Below are 17801 nucleotides of genomic sequence, written 5' to 3' on the forward strand. Positions count from 1 at the left end.
AATTTATAATTGTTTGAAAGCAGGTGTATCAGCCTTTGCATCTAACAATGTTTTAAGTTCTTCATCTAATTTTAATAATGTTATAGAAAATCCACTCATTTCAAGAGAGGTCATAAATTCTCCTACGTATGTTTTGTAAACTTTGATCTTCTTACTCTCTAAGATTTCTGCTACTTTCCTGTTCGCAACATAAAGTTCCATTAAAGGAGTTGCACCAAGCCCGTTTATCATAACAGCAACCTCGTCATTTTCTTTATAAGGCAGGTCATTTATTATTTTCTCCATTAAATGTTCTACTATTTCATCTGCAGGTTTTATTTTTTCTCTGTGAGTTCCAGGCTCTCCATGTATTCCTATACCAATCTCCATCTCATCTTCTGCAAGAGTAAAGCTGGGTTTCCCTGCTGCTGGAACAGTACAGGGTGTTAGTGCCATTCCCATTGACCTTACATTTGCAATTACTTTCTCAGCTACTCTTTTTACTTCTTGTAAGCTAGCCCCTTCTTGTGCCTTTGCACCAGCAATTTTGTGAACAAAAACAGTTCCAGCAATGCCACGCCTTCCCTGCGTCCAAGTGCTATTTTCTACTGCAACATCATCGTTCACTATCACTTCATCTACTTCTATTCCCTCCATCTGTGCCATTTCTCTAGCCATTTCAAAATTCATTACGTCACCTGTGTAATTTTTAATAATCAATAATACTCCTTTTCCTCCATCCACTGCCTTAATCGCTTCATAAATTTGGTCAGGTGTAGGTGAAGTAAAGACAGCACCAGGGCAAGCCGCATCTAACATTCCATAGCCCACATATCCTGCATGAGCAGGCTCATGGCCACTGCCACCACCACTTACAAGTCCAACTTTTCCTTCTACAGGTGCGTCTTTTCTGACAATTACATCTATGTTGTCAAGTTTTCTCAGGTAAGATGGGTGAGCAGCCAGCAAACCTTCTATCATTTCTTTCACGACATCATTAGGATTATTAATCAACTTTTTCATAATTTACCTCCTCCTAAATTTACTTTTGTTAGTTTTTAAATGCAATTTACGTGCCAAATAAATTGTAGCAAACATACAATAAAGAATAGCCTCGAAAGACTATCTTGGTAAAAAGTATCAACTATTTATTTCTTTTGGTATTATCTATCAACAAGTCCAAATTTCCTTGCTTTTGCAGCAATAGTTTTATGGGTAAGTCCTAAAACTTTTCCTGCTTTATTAAAGCTTTTATATCTTTGTATCGCAGCCTTTATTATTTTATACTCATATTCCTCCATTGTAAGTAGCTCACTATTTTCTCCAAGATAAATAATATCATCATCTGATACAGTAGTAGTTTCATTTCGAATATATTGGGGCAAATCTTCATAATCGATGTAATCAGTATCACTTAATGTTATACACCTTTCAATTATATTTTCTAATTCTCGTATATTCCCAGGCCAATCATAATATATCAATGCTTGCATAGCTTTTTTCGTAATCTTTTTTACATTTTTGTTTAGTTTTTTGTTCAGCTTTTCTATAAAATGTTCGACAAGTAGAGGAATATCTCCTCTTCTTTCCCTTAATGGAGGCAAAATCACAGGTATAACGTTTAATCTATAGTATAAATCTTCTCTAAAAGTCCCCTCTTTTATTGCTTTTTCTAAATCTTTATTTGTCGCAGCGATTATCCTCACATCTACTTTTATAGTTTTTATTCCCCCTACTCTTTCAAATTCCTTTTCTTGAATCACTCTCAAAAGCTTTACCTGAATCTCAGGTGGAATATCTCCTATTTCATCAAGAAATATCGTTCCTCCATCTGCTAATTCGAATTTTCCTATCTTTTGAGTTACAGCTCCAGTAAAAGCTCCTCTTTCATGCCCAAAAAGTTCACTCTCCAATAGAGTCACAGGAATAGCCGCACAATTTACCCTTATAAATGGTTTATCCTTTCTCTTACTGGCGTAATGTATCGCATTAGCCACCAGCTCTTTCCCCGTTCCGCTTTCCCCTCTTATGAGGACTGTTGAATCAGTTTCTGCAGCTTTAGAAGCAATAGTAAGAGCGTCTTTTAATTTTCCGCTATTGCCTATTATTATGTCAAAAGCTTTGTCAAGTTTTCTATCTCTTTTCAGCTCATTTTCCAAATATTCTATTTGAGGGAAGTCATAAAATACTATAACCGCCCCTTCTATTTTTGTACCTGTATAAATAGGTGTTATATTTGTTAACACCACATTTGTGCCTATTTTTAGTTTTTTATTCATCTCTTCTTTGCCAGTTTTTAACACATCAGCAATTTTTATATCCGACATCACTTCTTGTATTTTTTTCCCTATAGCCTGGTCCATATTAATCCCTGTAATACTTTCAGCTGCTTTGTTAAAAATCATTATTGCCCCATTTTCATCAGTAACTATAAGTCCTGAGCCAATAGAATTAAATATTTTCTCATAGGCTATTGAGGTATTTTTTAAAAGTTCATAAGTAGTTTTTTCTTCCTTTTCTTTCCCTAACTCGTTGTAAAAAAAGCCTTTAAACTCTTTTATAGCATTGTCCACATTTGCTCCTTCTACCACTACTTCTATTTCTTCTCCCCGAGAAGCAAAAAAAGTCACCATTGATAACATACTATTTGCAGGAATCAACCTATTGTCATTTATCTTCCTTAAAAATATGCTTACATTGTTTTGTCTGCTTATGTGACTAACCTTTTGAACAATATGGGCAGCAATCTGAGAATGGATACTCACAGGAGTTCTTAATATTTCCCTTCTTCCCTCCATTTTATCACCACGCAAAAACTTATTTTACATAGAGGTTTCTTGTAGCAATTATGTCAACCCCCGTACCTAAAATGTTCTTCACCACTACATCTCCTATTTTTACAGGAGCTTTAACCTCTACCTTAGCCAATTCAAGCATTATTTCTTGTATCTTTTCTTTTGGAACAGGCTCTTTTGTCCTAACAGATAAGAGTGGAAGATGTCCCCCTATTGCTCTCACACTTGTAGTAATAGTCCTTTTAGGCATAGTAACTTCATTTTTAGCATATTCTAATCCTCTAGAACAAGAATATCCCTTTACGCTTTTTATCTCCCCTCCTTCCATTTCAACTTGTATCCTGCAGCCCAAGGGGCAAACTATGCATGTAATTTCTTTTAGTTCCATTTTATCCCTCCTCAACTAAAAAGACAATACCTTCTTCAAGATTTGCATTTTTTAGTATGTCTTTACTTAAATTTACATCAATCATTTCACCAGGGGTTAAGCGCTGCCTTTTTTGTCTTAGTAAATATTTGTCTCCTGACTTTACTGCTAACATAGCATTGTTATAAACGTTAACAGGTCTCATTCTGAATTTTATCCTTTTTTCTATGTTATCTACATTTATCTTTTGCGGAACAACATAACGTATGCCATTACCAGCTTTTACGGCAATATTGCTTTTTCCAAATTCACCTTCTCGAATAAATCGTATTGCTGAATTAGCTGCCAATCTCGCTTCTGCAGTAACATTGTCAACTAAGTCGTGAACTTGAAGGACATTGCCACAAGCAAAAATTCCAGGAACACTTGTTTCTAACATTTCATTTACAATAGGTCCTCCTGTTATAGGGTCTAGCTCTATACCGGCCTTTTGAGAGAGCTCATTTTCAGGAATCAAGCCAACAGAAAGTATTAACGTATCACAACTTATATACTGTGCAGTCTCCATAATTGGCTCTCTATTTTCATCAACTTTGGCAATTGTAACTCCTTCTACCCTGTCTTTGCCGTGAATTTCAATGACAGTGTGACTTAAAAGAAGAGGAATATTAAAGTCCTCTAAACACTGAACGATGTTTCTTGTAAGTCCACTAGAGTAAGGCATGAGTTCTACAACTGCTTTGACTTTTGCTCCTTCTAATGTAAGCCTTCTCGCCATAATAAGCCCAACATCACCAGAACCTAATATCACTATTTCTTTCCCTGGAAGATATCCTTCCATATTTACATACCTCTGAGCAGTACCTGCTGTGAGAATACCTGCTGGGCGAGTGCCAGGTATCATAATAGCACCTCTCGGCCTTTCCCTGCATCCCATAGCTAAAATTATAGCTCCAGCTTTTATTGTGAACACACCTTCCTTAGAATTAACAGCTTTTACAATTCTATCAGGAGTTATTTCCAAAACCATAGTTTCCAACATTACATTTATGTCATATTCTTCTACTTTATCAATGAATCTTTGTGCATATTCTGGTCCTGTCAATTCTTCTTTAAATTCCTGAAGTCCAAATCCATTGTGTATGCACTGCTCTAAAATACCCCCAAGATATTTATCTCTTTCAATTATGACTATATTTTTTACACCCTTTTCATAGGCTTCTACAGCAGCACCCAAGCCTGCAGGGCCGCCACCTATTATGACTATATCATAGTTAAGCATTCTCATACACCTCTTTCTTTAAAACCTCCGATGCTTTTTCTAATAAAAATTTTTTTGTCTCTGCAGTTAGTATATTCGAATTTCTTCCATGCTTTGTAACCTCAAGAGGAGAAATATTAAGTTCTCTTGCTAATATTTCAACAACTCTCGGCCCACAAAAACTTCCCTGGCATCTTCCCATTCCAGCTCTTACACGCCTTTTAACACCATCTAAAGATTTTGCACCTACAGGTCTTCTTATCGCATCTATTATCTCTCCTTCCGTCACTGTCTCACATCTGCATATTATTCTTCCATAAGCAGGATTTTCTTTTATAAGCTTGTTTCTTTCCTCGTCTGAAAGTTCAGTAAATCTTATGACTGGTTTTCTTTTTGGGTTAAAATCTACTTTTTCAATCAACTGAAGTCCAGCATCTTTAAGTATATCCCTTATCATTTCAGCGATAGCAGGAGCTGCAGTAAAACCAGGAGATTCTATTCCAGCAGCATTTATAAATCCTTTCACATCAGATTCTCCAATTATAAAGTCTTTGTCTTCTGTATCAGGAGTCGCTCTAAGTCCTGTAAACTGAGTGATAGTCTTTCTGACATCAAATTTATCCACACTTCTTTTTGCAACTGTAATTGCTTTATTGAGCCCTTCTCTGGTAGTTGCTTTAAATTCTTTATCTTGTATGTCTTCTGAAGTAGGTCCTATCAATAGATTTCCATCAACTGTAGGAGAAACTAGTATTCCTTTACCCATTTTAGTTGGAACCTGGAATATTACTGTCCTTGCAAGATATCCTTGGTCTTTATCTAATATCAAATATTCTCCTTTTCTAGGATGCACAGAAAATGGCTTCGCCCCTACCATGTTATTTATGACATCTGAATAAAGTCCTGCAGCATTGACAACATATTTACTGTAAAATTCTTCTTTGTGAGTTTTTACTATAAAGAAGTCCCCATTTTTTTTGATATCAATTACTTCTGAATTAAAAACAAATTCTGCTCCATTTTGTGCAGCATTTTCTGCCACTGCAATAGTATATCCATAAGGACATATTATTCCTGCTGTTTTGGCATACAAAGCAGCAACTACAGTGTCATTTATGTGTGGTTCTATCTCTTTGACCATATCTTTTGTAATGAGAGACAACCCTTTGACACCATTTTTTATTCCTCTATCAAACAATTCATAGAGCTCTTTTACCTCTTCTTCAGAAAAAGCCACAACTAAAGAACCTGTTCTCTTTATTGGAACATCCAAATCTTTACACAACTCATCGTACATTTCATTTCCTCTGACATTCAGCATAGCTTTTAAAGTACCAGGTACAGGGTCATAACCCGCATGTAGTATTGCACTATTAGCTTTAGAAGCTCCTTCCGAAGCCACATCTTCACCTTTTTCTACAACTAATATTTTTAATTTGTATTTTGAAAGTTCTCTCGCAATTGAACATCCAACCACTCCAGCACCTATTATCAAAACATCGTACATTTCTTTCATAGTCATAAAACCTCCTTAAAAGATAAAAAAACCATATATAACCGACCCCTGTCGGCTATATATGGTTCTCCAAATCTCCACCATACTCATATTTATTTTTTCTTCTCTTTAATAAATATATTCTACAAACATCTTAAAATTCCTGCTACTTTTTATCAATTTTTTATTTTATTCTTCAGCCCATTTCATAGCCCTTTCTACAGCCTTTTTCCAACCTTTATACAATTTTTCTCTCTTTTCATTATCCATAGCTGGTTCAAAATGTTTATCAACATTCCAATTCTTCTCTATTTCTTCTTTGCTGTTCCAGAATCCTACTGCCAATCCCGCAAGATAAGAAGCGCCAAGAGCAGTAGTTTCAATTACTTGAGGCCTGTCAACTGGAACACCTAAAATGTCAGATTGGAATTGCATCAAGAAGTTATTAGCACTTGCTCCACCGTCAATTTTTAAAGCCTGCAATTTAATACCTGAATCCTCTTGCATAGCCTCTAATACATCTCTTGTCTGATAAGCAATAGACTCCAGTGTTGCCCTTATTATATGCTCTCTCTTTGCGCCTCTTGTAAGTCCTACAATAGTGCCTCTCGCATACATATCCCAATAAGGGGCTCCTAATCCTACAAAAGCAGGAACAACATATACACCATTTGTGTCTTCAACTTTCAGCGCATATTCCTCACTTTGAGGTGAATTGTCAATTATTCTAAGCTCGTCTCTCAGCCACTGTATCGCAGCACCTGCTATAAATATACTACCCTCTAAGGCATATTCTACTTTGCCATCAATTCCCCAAGCGATTGTAGTGAGAAGTCCAGTATTGGAAGGTACAGCCTTTTCACCAGTATTCATGAGCATAAAGCAGCCTGTTCCATAGGTGTTTTTTGCCATCCCAGGTTTGAAACAGGCTTGACCAAACAAAGCTGCCTGCTGGTCTCCCGCATCTCCGGCAATAGGTATCTCTACTCCAAATATACTTTTATCAGTATAGCCATATACATAACTGGAAGGCTTAACTTCCGGAAGCATTTGCTCTGGTATGTTAAGTTCAGCCAATATCTCTTTATCCCATTTAAGCTCATGTATATTAAAAAGCATCGTCCTTGAAGCATTGGAATAGTCAGTTACGTGTACATTACCCCTTGTCAAATTCCAAATAAGCCAGGTATCAATATTTCCAAAAAGCAATTCTCCTTTTTCTGCTTTTTCACGGGCCCCTTCTACATTATCCAAAATCCATTTTACTTTAGTTCCTGAAAAATATGCATCTACTACAAGTCCTGTCTTTTCTCTAATTTTCTTGTCAAAACCCTTGTTTTTTAGTTCATCGCATATAGGAGCTGTTCTTCTGCATTGCCACACTATTGCATTGTAAATAGGTTTTCCTGTATTTTTATCCCATACAACAGTTGTCTCTCTCTGATTTGTAATGCCAATAGCTGCAATATCCTCCGGATTAATACCCGCTTTTTCTATAACACCTTTTGCAACACCTATTTGTGAACCCCAGATTTCCATTGGGTCATGCTCTACCCAACCTGGCTTAGGATAAATTTGCTTAAATTCCTGGTTTAGTGAAGCTATTATTTTCCCGCTGCGGTCAAAAATTATCGCACGGGAACTTGTTGTCCCTTGGTCGAAAGCCATAATGTACTTTGCCATCTTTTTTCCTCCTTACAATTTTTATAATATCATATCGGCGAGAGATAAATTCTCGCCGATTTAAACTCTTTAAACTTTTGTATTAGTGTATACTCATAATAAGCTGGTAAACTACAGCTCCAAGTATTCCTCCAACTATTGGCCCAAATATTGGAACTATCAAACCATATCCCCAATCAGAATCTCCTTTCCCTGGGATAGGAAGAATAGCATGAGCAAGCCTTGGTCCAAAGTCTCTTGCTGGATTAATTGCATAACCTGTAGGTCCACCTAAGCTTAACCCTATTGCCCAAATAAGTAAACCAATTAGAAGCGGTCCTAATCCTCCAACTAATTGATTGTTGCCATTTGTTATACCCAGTATTCCTATTAAAAGCATAGCAGTACCAAATGCCTCTGTCATAAAATTCTTACCCAACTTTCTTATAGCTGGAATAGTTGCAAAAGTACCAAGCTTAGCTGTGGGATCTTCAGTTGCTGCATAATGATCCATGTACATCAAATAAACAATTATAGCTCCCACAAAAGCTCCTAAAACTTGCGCTATAATATAGCCTGGCACCAAACTCCATGAAAACTTGCCTATCGTTGCTAAGCCAATTGTCACAGCTGGATTTAAGTGAGCACCACTTATCCACCCAACTGTATACGCTCCTACCATTACTGCAAATCCCCATCCCGCGGTGATTACAATCCAACCGCTGTTTTGCCCTTTAGATTTATTTAAGACAACGTTTGCAACCACGCCATCACCTAACCATATAAGTATCATCGTACCAAAAAATTCAGCAACATATTTTGCAAGGTCACTCATAAAATATCCCTCCATGATTCCAAAATTTATTAAGTTTTATTTTTTAAAACTCAATTTTTATGTCTCTCACCCTCCTTTCACTCAATAAACCACAGATTTTTTTCACTCGTTGATACGGCAATAGCTCCAGATTTAAGTGCATTTATAACTTCTTCTTTTGTCTTGACTAAACCTCCTGCGATGACTGGTTGATGCACATCTACTGATATTTCACTTATCACTGAGGGAATTATCCCAGGCATTACTTCTATTGCATCTGGAACTATTTGTTTTGTTGAAGCAAACCCTGTTTTTAATGCCTGGGAATCTAAAATGAAAAGTCTCTGGATGCAGAAAAGATCAAATTGTTTAGCGTGTATCAAAATATTATTGCGGGTAGAGATTATACCATGTGGCTTTATTTTTTCAGCCAAATACTCTACTGCTTTGTTGTCCTTTCCTAAACCTTCAAGCAAATCAAAATGCACAAAAACAATTTTATCATGTCTTTTGACCTCTTGAACTATTTCAGAAATGTTCATTATGTCACCAGTAAGTAAAAATATCACCTGTGCATTTGAAGAAAGAGCCGTATTTAAATCTTTTGCCTCTCGCACTGCAGCTATTATCGGGAAGTCTCTCATTGCATCCAGAATCTTTTCTCTCATTTTTATACCCCCATCTTTTCTTTATGCAAGTAATATGCCAAAAAATAAACCTGAAAAATACATATAAAAAAATACCCCTTTGATACAAAATATCAAAGGTTATTATTCCTGTATGATAATTAGTACCAAAATGTTATTTAATTAACATTCTCTTTGCATCTTGATTTTTTATTGCCATAAAAAATCCTATAGCCGAAATTCCCAAGTAAACATAATAAGTAAAAAACCTCCACATGCCCACAAAAATTCCTAATTTACTGGGAGGAAGTATATTTGAAAAAATTGTTGCAAAACCTATTTCTACTACACCAGAACCACTTGGAATAAAACTATACGCCAAAATGTCATAAAATATGAGTTGTCTTCCAATTACTGCTAACAAATTAAAATGTATATTCATAGCTAATAATAAAACTGGAGCAATGCTGTAAAAAAGCAACCAATAAGCTACTGCATAAAATAATTGAGAAAAAAACAGCTTATAACTGGAAGGCCCTATAAAAAGGTCATTAAAATTTTTATGATAAAGTATGATTTCTTCTTTTATTTTTTCAAAATACTTTTCCAGTTTAGGCTTTTTAAAAAACGAGATATTGCTTATTTTATTAACAATCTCAATGACAAAGCGGGGTTTTAATATGATATAAATTAATATAAATAACAAAAGCATCAAAAATATACTTACTAACACTGCAAAATAAGAAAGAACAGTTCCTAATTCTAATTGATTTCTAAAAAAAATAAGTAATATAGGAGGCACAGTCCCAAAAAAATCCCTGAGAACAAAAGCTTGGCAGTAAAAATCATTAAGCTTTTATTTGGTGAAACTCCTTTTTTACTAAGTAAATATACAATGAGAGGTAAAGCTCCTGAGCCAAAAGGTGTTATGTAGCTTATAAAAAAAGTCGCAAGGTTAAATTTAAAAAGATAATCAAAAGGCAAGTTTTCTCCTAATTCTCTCAATAAATCCCTTATTCGCAAAGTATCCACTATCAAGCTCAATATTATCAAGCCAAAAATCGCCCCAAGATAAAAAAGGGGTATGTGAAAAGCCATTTCAATTTCTTTAACGCCTGTAATTTTTAACAAGACTAAAATTGAACCAATGCTTAAAAGTAATGCAAAAGCCATCATATATAAATTTTTCTTCTCAAGAATTGTCCCCAAAATAATTCCCCCAATTTTGCCTTTGCGATGTAGAAAAACCTACATCGCAAAGGCTTTATTTTACATTTTTCATGGTATATCATCTAGAGTTTTAAATTCATATCCCTCGGCTTTAATACTTTTAATTATCCTATCAAGGGCTAAAGCATTGTCTTTTGAAACAGCATGTAAAAGTATGACAGCTCCCGGGTGAAGCCTTTTCATAACAGTATTATAGCTTTCCTCTGGTCCTCCAGGAAGTGGCTGCCAATCAGCCATCGCTAAACTCCAAAAAACTGTTCTATAACCTAACGATTTTGTAAGATACAAGGTTCTCTCACTATACTCACCTTTTGGCGGTCTAAAATACTTCATCTTTTTCCCTGTCAGCTCTTCAAACATATCTCCTAACTTAGTTATTTCCTCTTTTACTTTTTCATCAGATAAGGTAGGTAAGCTTGGATGATTCACTGTGTGATTCCCAACTATATGCCCTTCCTCCACCATCCTTTTAACTAAATCAGCCTGTTCTTTTACATAGGGCCCAGTTACAAAAAAAGCAGCTTTTACATTGTTTTCTTTGAGTATATCTAATATTTTAGGTGTATAGCCATTTTCATATCCTTCGTCAAAAGTCAAATAAACTACCTTTTTTGTCGTATCTCCTACAAAAATCGCATCATATTTTTTTATAAGCTCCATTGCCAAAGGGGTAATTTCTGGAGTTTGATGATTTGGCAACACCCTTAGTCCCCAGCTATACAAAGTGTTATCCAGATTTTCTGTATTGGTATAAACAGCATTGTTGACCGTATTAGATATTTTTTCTTTAGGTTTTTCCAAAGGCTTTTGTAAAGCTTCATTTTGCATTTTTTGTTCTTCTGCCCTTGTAATGTCTTTTTTAGCTATTCCACAAGAAGCAATTGAAAAACACAACAAAATTCCCATTAAGATATAGAATATTTTTCTTACCATAGCCATACCTCATTTCAATTTTTCTATATTCCGTTTTTATTTTTTTCTCTATATAAACATAATATTCTGTTTTTATTTGGAAGTATTTTTGTATATTTCACATACAGTATCTCTACAAAGGCAGAATCTACACAAGGCAAAAGAAGGATTTACTTCAGGATAGTAATCTCCTTCTTGCATTTTTTCCATTTGCTTTAATATATTAAAAAGTTCTTTTCTTAAGTGTCGCCTATTATAAACCTCAAACATAGTATTCCTATAAACTATTCGCCCTCTTTTTACTCTTTTTTGGTATACATCTTCTATTATCAAAAAATATGCAACTAACTGCATAACATCTTTATAATAAGGTGAATCATCAGCTTCACTACTTTTTAATTCTACAGGGACTAATTCTTCTCCCAACTGATAAATATAATCAGGCTTTCCAGATAAGCCATATTTGTCAGATTTTAATAACTTCCCATATATTAATCCCTTTTCTTTTACCTCTTGCGATTTATCTATGTAGATTATTTTACCTCCTCGAAATCCTATGCTTCTTCTCATTTTTTTATAAAAAGGCCTCTGTTCGATAACTGATTGAATAAGCAAATATATAGTAAAAAATAAAAAAATTATATTGAGAATCATTTTAAAACCCTCATAATCGCAATTATTAATAAAATAGCTATAATTCCAAAAATAATCGCATATTTTTTATATCGCAATTTTACAATATCCTTGTAATATTTTTCATGATATTCTATCCCTTTCTTAAAGTTACTAAATTGCAAATCTTGCTCTTTTGGCTCTCTCAAACTATTGATATACTCTATTCCATATTTTTTTATATAATACCACTGATAGGGGCAATAAAGAAATTGATTTATCTCTGTGGCAGATATATACTTATCCTCTTTTTTCATAATATAACACCTTTAAAAACAATATTTTTACAGACTTATTATACCATATAAAAAAACGGGGTAAAACCCATTTTTACCCCCGTGGATCGGCTACAACAAGAACATCTATAAATTTAGTACCTTTCATTATTCTTCTAACAATAGAACCCCTTATTATTTCATCAATTCTTCTTCTCACAGACTGTCCTACTACAATTTGAGTAATTGCATTTTCTTCAGCAAATTTTATTATAGCCTTAGCAGGGTCATTTGATTTGACCATGTAAAACTTTGCTTCTAATTTGTTGCACAGCATTGTGATTTCATCTAATTTTTGAGTTTTTTATGGTCTCTTAAGTCATCATCATTGTAAACATGCAAAACAAAGAGGTCTGCTTTAAGCATTTTAGCTAACCTATAACCTCTTCGTATCAGATACTCTGCATTAAATCTCAAATTTACACAAACCAATATCTTTTCTTGTGCTCCTTTTAATCCTATAACGTTTTTTCTATTTTTATATTCCAAAAGCCTATCGTCAACCTCATTTGCTACTTCCCTCAATGTAAGTTCCCTTAACCGGAAAGATTGCCAATTCTAAAAAAATTGTTAAGAGCAGTTTCAATCTTATCGGGACTATAAATCTTTCCATTTTTAAGCCTCTCTATCAAAGTCTCCGGCGAAACATCAACTACTTCTACTTCATCACATATTTCTAAAAGTTTATCAGGAATAGTTTCCCTCACCTTTACATTAGTCATGCGGTTTATATAATCATTAAGACTTTCAAAATGTTGTATGTTGACAGCAGTCATCACACTTATGCCGTTATCTATAAGCTCCAAAACATCTTGATATCTCTTTTCATTTTTGAACCAGGAGCATTTGTATGGGCTAATTCGTCTACCACCACAACCTGGGGTTTTCTCTTTAAAATAGCCTCCAAATCCATTTCCTTAAGAATTGCACCTTTGTAATTTATTTCCTTTAGCGGAATAATTTCAAGGTCCCCTATCTGCTCCTCAGTGTCTTTTCTCCCATAGGTTTCTACAAAGCCTATTACCACATCTATACCTCTTGCCTTCATTTCATTGGCATCTTGCAACATGTGATAGGTCTTGCCGACACCAGGAGCAGCACCAAGATAAATCTTCAACCTTCCCTTATTAGCTCTTTCTATTTCTCTCAAAAAATAATCAGGGGACTTCTTCGCCATCATAAAGCCTCACTTTTTATTTTTCTTAATTTCTTCTAATAAGCTTAAATTTAATTTAAGCACATTTACCCGTGGTTCTCCAAAAAGGCCTAAAAATCTGCCTTCAATATTTTCATCCACAAGTTTTTTTACAACTTTTTCTGGCAAATTGTTTGCTTTAGCTACTCTTTCAACTTGTAAATATGCGGCTTGCGGAGAAATATGAGGATCTAATCCTGATGCAGAAGAAGTAACTATATCTGCAGGTATGTCACTTCTTTTTACTCCAGGGTTTTTCTTTAAAAACTCCTCAATATTTCTTTCCACTTCTTCTTTAAATTTAGGATTAGATAAAGCGTAATTAGTACCACCTGAAGACTCTGCATTGTAATCCACTGCGGAAGGTCTTCCCATAAACCACTTAGAATCAGTGAATTTTTGTCCAATGAGCTCGGATCCTACTGCCTTACCATCTACTTTAATTATACTACCTTTTGCCTGATAAGGAAATATTAAATTTGCAATTGCTGTCATAATAAATGGATATATAAGCCCTAGCAATATCATCAAGACAAGTGTAAATTTAATTGCTTTCTTAACTTCACTCATAGCAAATCCTCCAAATTAAAAGATAGAAGATATTATTAAGTCAATAAGTTTTATCCCCACAAAAGGAGCAATCAATCCTCCCAGTCCGTAAATCAGTAAATTCCTCGCCAATAACGCATTAGCACTCATTGGCCTATATTTTACTCCTCTCATAGCAATAGGAATCAAAATAGGTATTATAATGGCGTTAAATATTAAAGCTGATAATATTGCATTAGTCGGTGAGGAGAGTTTCATTATATCCAGTACCTTTATTGATGGCAAAGTATCAGACATAATGGCAGGAAGTATCGCAAAGTATTTAGCAACGTCATTGGCAATACTAAAAGTAGTCAACGCTCCTCTCGTCATGAGAAGCTGCTTACCAATTGCTACTACTTCAATAATCTTTGTAGGGTCAGAATCAAGGTCCACCATGTTTGCAGCTTCTTTAGCAGCCATTGTACCGCTATTCATTGCAAGTCCTACATCTGCTTGGGCAAGTGCTGGTGCATCATTTGTTCCATCTCCTGTCATGGCAACAAGCCTTCCTGCCGCCTGTTCTCTTTTAATCACATTTATCTTATCCTCTGGTTTACTTTCTGCAATGAATTCGTCAACACCAGCCTCTTCTGCTATTGTTTTTGCAGTTAAAGGATTATCCCCCGTTACCATGATAGTTTTAATTCCCATCGCTCTAAGCTGTTTAAAACGCTCTTTCATACCAGGTTTTATAGTATCCTTTAAATATATTACTCCTAATACTTCTTTGTCTTTCACTACTACAAGAGGAGTCCCACCTAATAAAGATATCTTCTCAACTTCTTTATCTAAATCTTCCGGAATTTCTCCTCCTTGTTCTTTTATATATTCTTTCACCTTATCATAAGACCCTTTTCGCACAATAGTCCCATCTTTTAAATTTAGTCCGCTCATCCTTGTTTCTGCAGTAAATTCTATAACTACCGCTCCATCTAAAATATCTTCCGGTACCTTTACGCCCATTTTCTTAGCTAAGTCTACTATTGACCTTCCTTCGGGAGTTAAATCTTTTAAAGAGGATACAAGGGCATAATATGTAACTTCTTCTTTTTTATGGCCGCCAACTGGTATAAAATCAGCTGCTAATCTATTTCCAAAAGTGATTGTGCCTGTTTTATCTAAAAGCATTGTGTCGATATCTCCTGCAGCTTCTACTGCTTTTCCAGACATAGCAATTACATTAAAGCGTGTAACTCTATCCATACCTGCAATGCCTATCGCAGAAAGAAGGCCTCCAATTGTAGTTGGTATTAAGCAAACTAACAAAGCAATCAATGTAGTAGCACTTATTCTTACATGGACAAATTTAGCCATTGGGTATAGGGTCATAACAACAATTATAAAAATTATTGTCAAACTCACTAAAACAGTAGTCAAAGCAATTTCATTAGGAGATTTCTGCCTTTTGGCTCCTTCTACCATTTTTATCATTCTGTCTAAAAAAGATTCCCCTTCGTCAACAGTAACTTGGACTTTAATGCTATCGCTTATTACCTTTGTCCCACCAGTAACCGAGCTAAAATCACCACCAGCTTCTTTTATAACTGGTGCAGATTCACCTGTTATTGCAGACTCATCAATTGCAGCAAGTCCTTCTATTATTTCTCCATCAGCCGGAATTATATCTCCTGCCTCACAAAGCACTATATCCCCTTTTTTAAGCTCAGAGGACTTAACCATTTTTATGCTTCCATCACTTTTAATGAGTTTTGCCATAGTCTCTTTTTTTGTCTTTTTAAGGGTATCTGCTTGAGCTTTCCCTCTTCCTTCTGCCAGTGCTTCTGCAAAATTAGCAAAAAGCACTGTTACAAACAATATAAAAGTGATTAAAGCGTTATATCCCACTTCGTCGTAAGTACTTCCAAAATAAGTAGGAAATATTGTAGCCAACAATGTAATAAACATACCTACTTCTACCACAAACATCACAGGGTTTTTATACATTTTAAGAGGATTAAGTTTCACAAAAGAGTTTTTGATTGCGCCTACTACAATCTCTTTACTCATCGTTTTTATTTCTCTTTTTCTCTTCATAAGGCGTTACCTCCATTACGTCATGCTCAAAAACTCAGAAATAGGTCCTAATATTATCGCTGGGAAGAAAGTAAGAGCTCCTACAATTACAACAATCGCTATAAAAATTGCTCCAAACAAAGCATTGTCTGTTCTAAAAGTACCTGGTGATGGCGGTGCAGGAATTTTCTCCGCCATAGAACCTGCAACAGCTAACATAAGAATAATGGTTATATATCTTCCAAAGAACATAACTAAACCTGTCATTATATTCATAAACACAGTGTTTCCTATAAATCCTGCAAATTCAGAACCATTATTTGCCGCCGCAGAAGAAAACTCATACAAAACTTGTGTAAGTCCATGGTACAGTGGATTCGTTACAGAAGAAGCTCCCACTTTTAGCATCACTGTCAAAGCAGATGAAAAAAGTATCAAAAAGGGTGAACCAATATTGCAAGGGCTATAAGTTTTATCTCTTTAGTTTCAATTTTTCTTCCTAAATATTCTGGAGTTCTTCCTACCATAAGCCCTGTCAAAAATACCGTCAATATTGTATACATTATTATATTCTGAAGTCCTGCTCCATCTCCTCCAAAAATGGTATTTAACATCATGAGGATAAGCGGCACTGCTCCTCCTAAAGGTGTATAAGAATCGTGCATGCTGTCAACAGAACCTGTTGTAAAAGCAGTAGTCACAGTCGCAAATAGTGGAGATTGTGAGACTCCAAAGCGAACTTCTTTTCCTTCATAATTTCCATAAGGCGTACCATCAATATGTAATTTCGAATAAGCCACTCCTTGATGACTTTCCGCATAAACTGCTCCAACAGCCAAAAGAATAAAAATCACAAACAAGGAAATGTATAATACCAAAGCGTGTTTTTTATTGTTTGTCATTAACCCATAAGTGTAAATTAAAGATGCAGGTAAAAGCATCATAAGAAGCATTTCAATCATATTGGTAAGCCAAGTAGGATTTTCTAAGGGGTGAGAAGAATTCGCCTCAAAAAATCCACCGCCATTTGTTCCTAAGTGTTTAATTGACTCTAATACAGCTACGGGACCTGTTATAATAGTTTGCTTACCACCTTCTAATGTATCCACAACTACTTTCCCAGCAAAAGTTTGAGGAACTCCTTGCCATACTAATATAAGAGTGACAATTGCAGAGATAGGAAGCAGAAGCCTTACTACTACTCTTACAAAATCTGCATAAAAATTTCCCAATCCATCTGTTTTTCTGCTAAGTCCTCTCATTATAGCTGCTGCAGTCGCTAACCCTGAAGCCGCAGAAGTAAACATCAAAAATACTATTACGATCATTTGGCTTAAAAAAGTTACGCCATTTTCCCCAGCATAGTGTTGAAGGTTTGTATTTGTCGTAAAGCTTATTGCCGTGTTAAAAGCAAGAGAAGACTCCATGTTTTTAACTCCAGTAGGATTTAAAGGCAAAAATCCTTGTATTCGCAATATAATATACCCAATTATCATCATTACCGTATTAACAAGCAAAAAGGACAATGCATATTTTTTCCAGCTCATTTCTTCTTCTGCATTGATCCCTGAAAGTTTATATATAAAATTTTCTACAGGTAAAAAAACTTTGTCCAATTTCATCGGTTTATACTCAAATATTTTGTACATATAAGTCCCAACTGGTTTAGTTAAAAGAACTATAACCAATATCATAGTAAAAAGTTCTATATTCGAATACATGCACTTTCCTCCCTTAGAATTCTTCCGGATGTATTAAAGCATAAAACAAATAAAGGAGTAAAAGAAAAAAAACCACATACAATAAGGCCACCTTTAATACACCCCTACTTCATAAGAATTAGCTTCTACCAAATCACAACACCATTTAACTATTCCTTTTACAACATAGTACAATGTTACAAATCCTAATAGA

General features: G+C 35.0%; 14 protein-coding genes and 3 pseudogenes. All 17 read right to left on the bottom strand.

Annotation, left to right across the window (positions count from 1 at the left end; translation table 11 throughout):
• Positions 1-3: 3 nt before the first annotated feature.
• Positions 4-1002: a dihydroxyacetone kinase subunit DhaK gene (gene dhaK, locus OEI98_RS11500; protein WP_004400543.1), complete on the bottom strand. Its 999-nt coding sequence runs from the start codon at positions 1000-1002 to the stop codon at positions 4-6.
• Positions 1003-1142: 140 nt separating this feature from the next.
• Positions 1143-2777 (bottom strand): sigma 54-interacting transcriptional regulator, encoded by a 1635-nt coding sequence (locus OEI98_RS11505; protein ID WP_074665142.1) that lies wholly within the window; start codon positions 2775-2777, stop codon positions 1143-1145.
• 19 nt (positions 2778-2796) lie between these two features.
• Entirely contained in the window at positions 2797-3162 is a 366-nt protein-coding gene (locus tag OEI98_RS11510) for a DUF1667 domain-containing protein (RefSeq protein ID WP_003866565.1), read from the bottom strand.
• Position 3163: 1 nt separating this feature from the next.
• Entirely contained in the window at positions 3164-4423 is a 1260-nt protein-coding gene (locus OEI98_RS11515; protein WP_003866564.1) for an NAD(P)/FAD-dependent oxidoreductase, read from the bottom strand.
• Positions 4416-5918 carry an NAD(P)/FAD-dependent oxidoreductase gene (locus OEI98_RS11520; protein ID WP_003866563.1) on the bottom strand — a complete coding sequence of 501 codons (1503 nt, stop codon included), beginning with the start codon at positions 5916-5918 and terminating at the stop codon, positions 4416-4418. The genes OEI98_RS11515 and OEI98_RS11520 overlap by 8 nt, the downstream gene beginning before the upstream one ends.
• Before the next feature lie 168 nt (positions 5919-6086).
• Positions 6087-7580 (bottom strand): glycerol kinase GlpK, encoded by a 1494-nt coding sequence (gene glpK / locus OEI98_RS11525; protein ID WP_074592905.1) that lies wholly within the window; start codon positions 7578-7580, stop codon positions 6087-6089.
• Positions 7581-7662: 82 nt separating this feature from the next.
• Entirely contained in the window at positions 7663-8394 is a 732-nt protein-coding gene (locus OEI98_RS11530; RefSeq protein ID WP_004400551.1) for an MIP/aquaporin family protein, read from the bottom strand.
• 77 nt (positions 8395-8471) lie between these two features.
• A complete protein-coding gene (locus OEI98_RS11535; protein ID WP_004400553.1) occupies positions 8472-9041 on the bottom strand; it encodes a glycerol-3-phosphate responsive antiterminator in 570 nt (189 codons plus the stop codon).
• Positions 9042-9174: 133 nt separating this feature from the next.
• Positions 9175-10175 (bottom strand): annotated as a pseudogene (locus OEI98_RS15380) (lysylphosphatidylglycerol synthase transmembrane domain-containing protein).
• A gap of 102 nt (positions 10176-10277) precedes the next feature.
• Positions 10278-11162, bottom strand: a complete 885-nt coding sequence (gene pdaA / locus OEI98_RS11550; RefSeq protein ID WP_004400557.1) for a delta-lactam-biosynthetic de-N-acetylase — start codon at positions 11160-11162, stop codon at positions 10278-10280.
• A gap of 72 nt (positions 11163-11234) precedes the next feature.
• Complete coding sequence (gene cas4 / locus OEI98_RS11555) at positions 11235-11795, bottom strand: CRISPR-associated protein Cas4 (protein WP_004400559.1); 561 nt, start codon at positions 11793-11795, stop codon at positions 11235-11237.
• Positions 11792-12070, bottom strand: coding sequence for a hypothetical protein (locus OEI98_RS11560; protein WP_003871133.1), 279 nt, complete (start codon positions 12068-12070; stop codon positions 11792-11794). The genes cas4 and OEI98_RS11560 overlap by 4 nt, the downstream gene beginning before the upstream one ends.
• A 73-nt stretch (positions 12071-12143) precedes the next feature.
• Positions 12144-13268 (bottom strand): annotated as a pseudogene (kdpDN, locus tag OEI98_RS11565) (KdpD-like non-kinase potassium sensor).
• A gap of 6 nt (positions 13269-13274) precedes the next feature.
• Positions 13275-13853, bottom strand: coding sequence for a potassium-transporting ATPase subunit KdpC (gene kdpC / locus OEI98_RS11570; RefSeq protein ID WP_004400565.1), 579 nt, complete (start codon positions 13851-13853; stop codon positions 13275-13277).
• A 15-nt stretch (positions 13854-13868) separates the two neighbouring features.
• Positions 13869-15908, bottom strand: coding sequence for a potassium-transporting ATPase subunit KdpB (gene kdpB, locus OEI98_RS11575; RefSeq protein WP_004400566.1), 2040 nt, complete (start codon positions 15906-15908; stop codon positions 13869-13871).
• Between the two features lie 15 nt (positions 15909-15923).
• A pseudogene (kdpA, locus tag OEI98_RS11580) lies at positions 15924-17608 on the bottom strand (potassium-transporting ATPase subunit KdpA).
• A 13-nt stretch (positions 17609-17621) separates the two neighbouring features.
• Positions 17622-17699 (bottom strand): potassium-transporting ATPase subunit F, encoded by a 78-nt coding sequence (locus tag OEI98_RS15385; protein ID WP_082413696.1) that lies wholly within the window; start codon positions 17697-17699, stop codon positions 17622-17624.
• Positions 17700-17801: the final 102 nt, after the last annotated feature.

Source organism: Thermoanaerobacter sp. RKWS2 (assembly GCF_026240795.1).
GTDB classification, from domain to species: domain Bacteria; phylum Bacillota; class Thermoanaerobacteria; order Thermoanaerobacterales; family Thermoanaerobacteraceae; genus Thermoanaerobacter; species Thermoanaerobacter ethanolicus.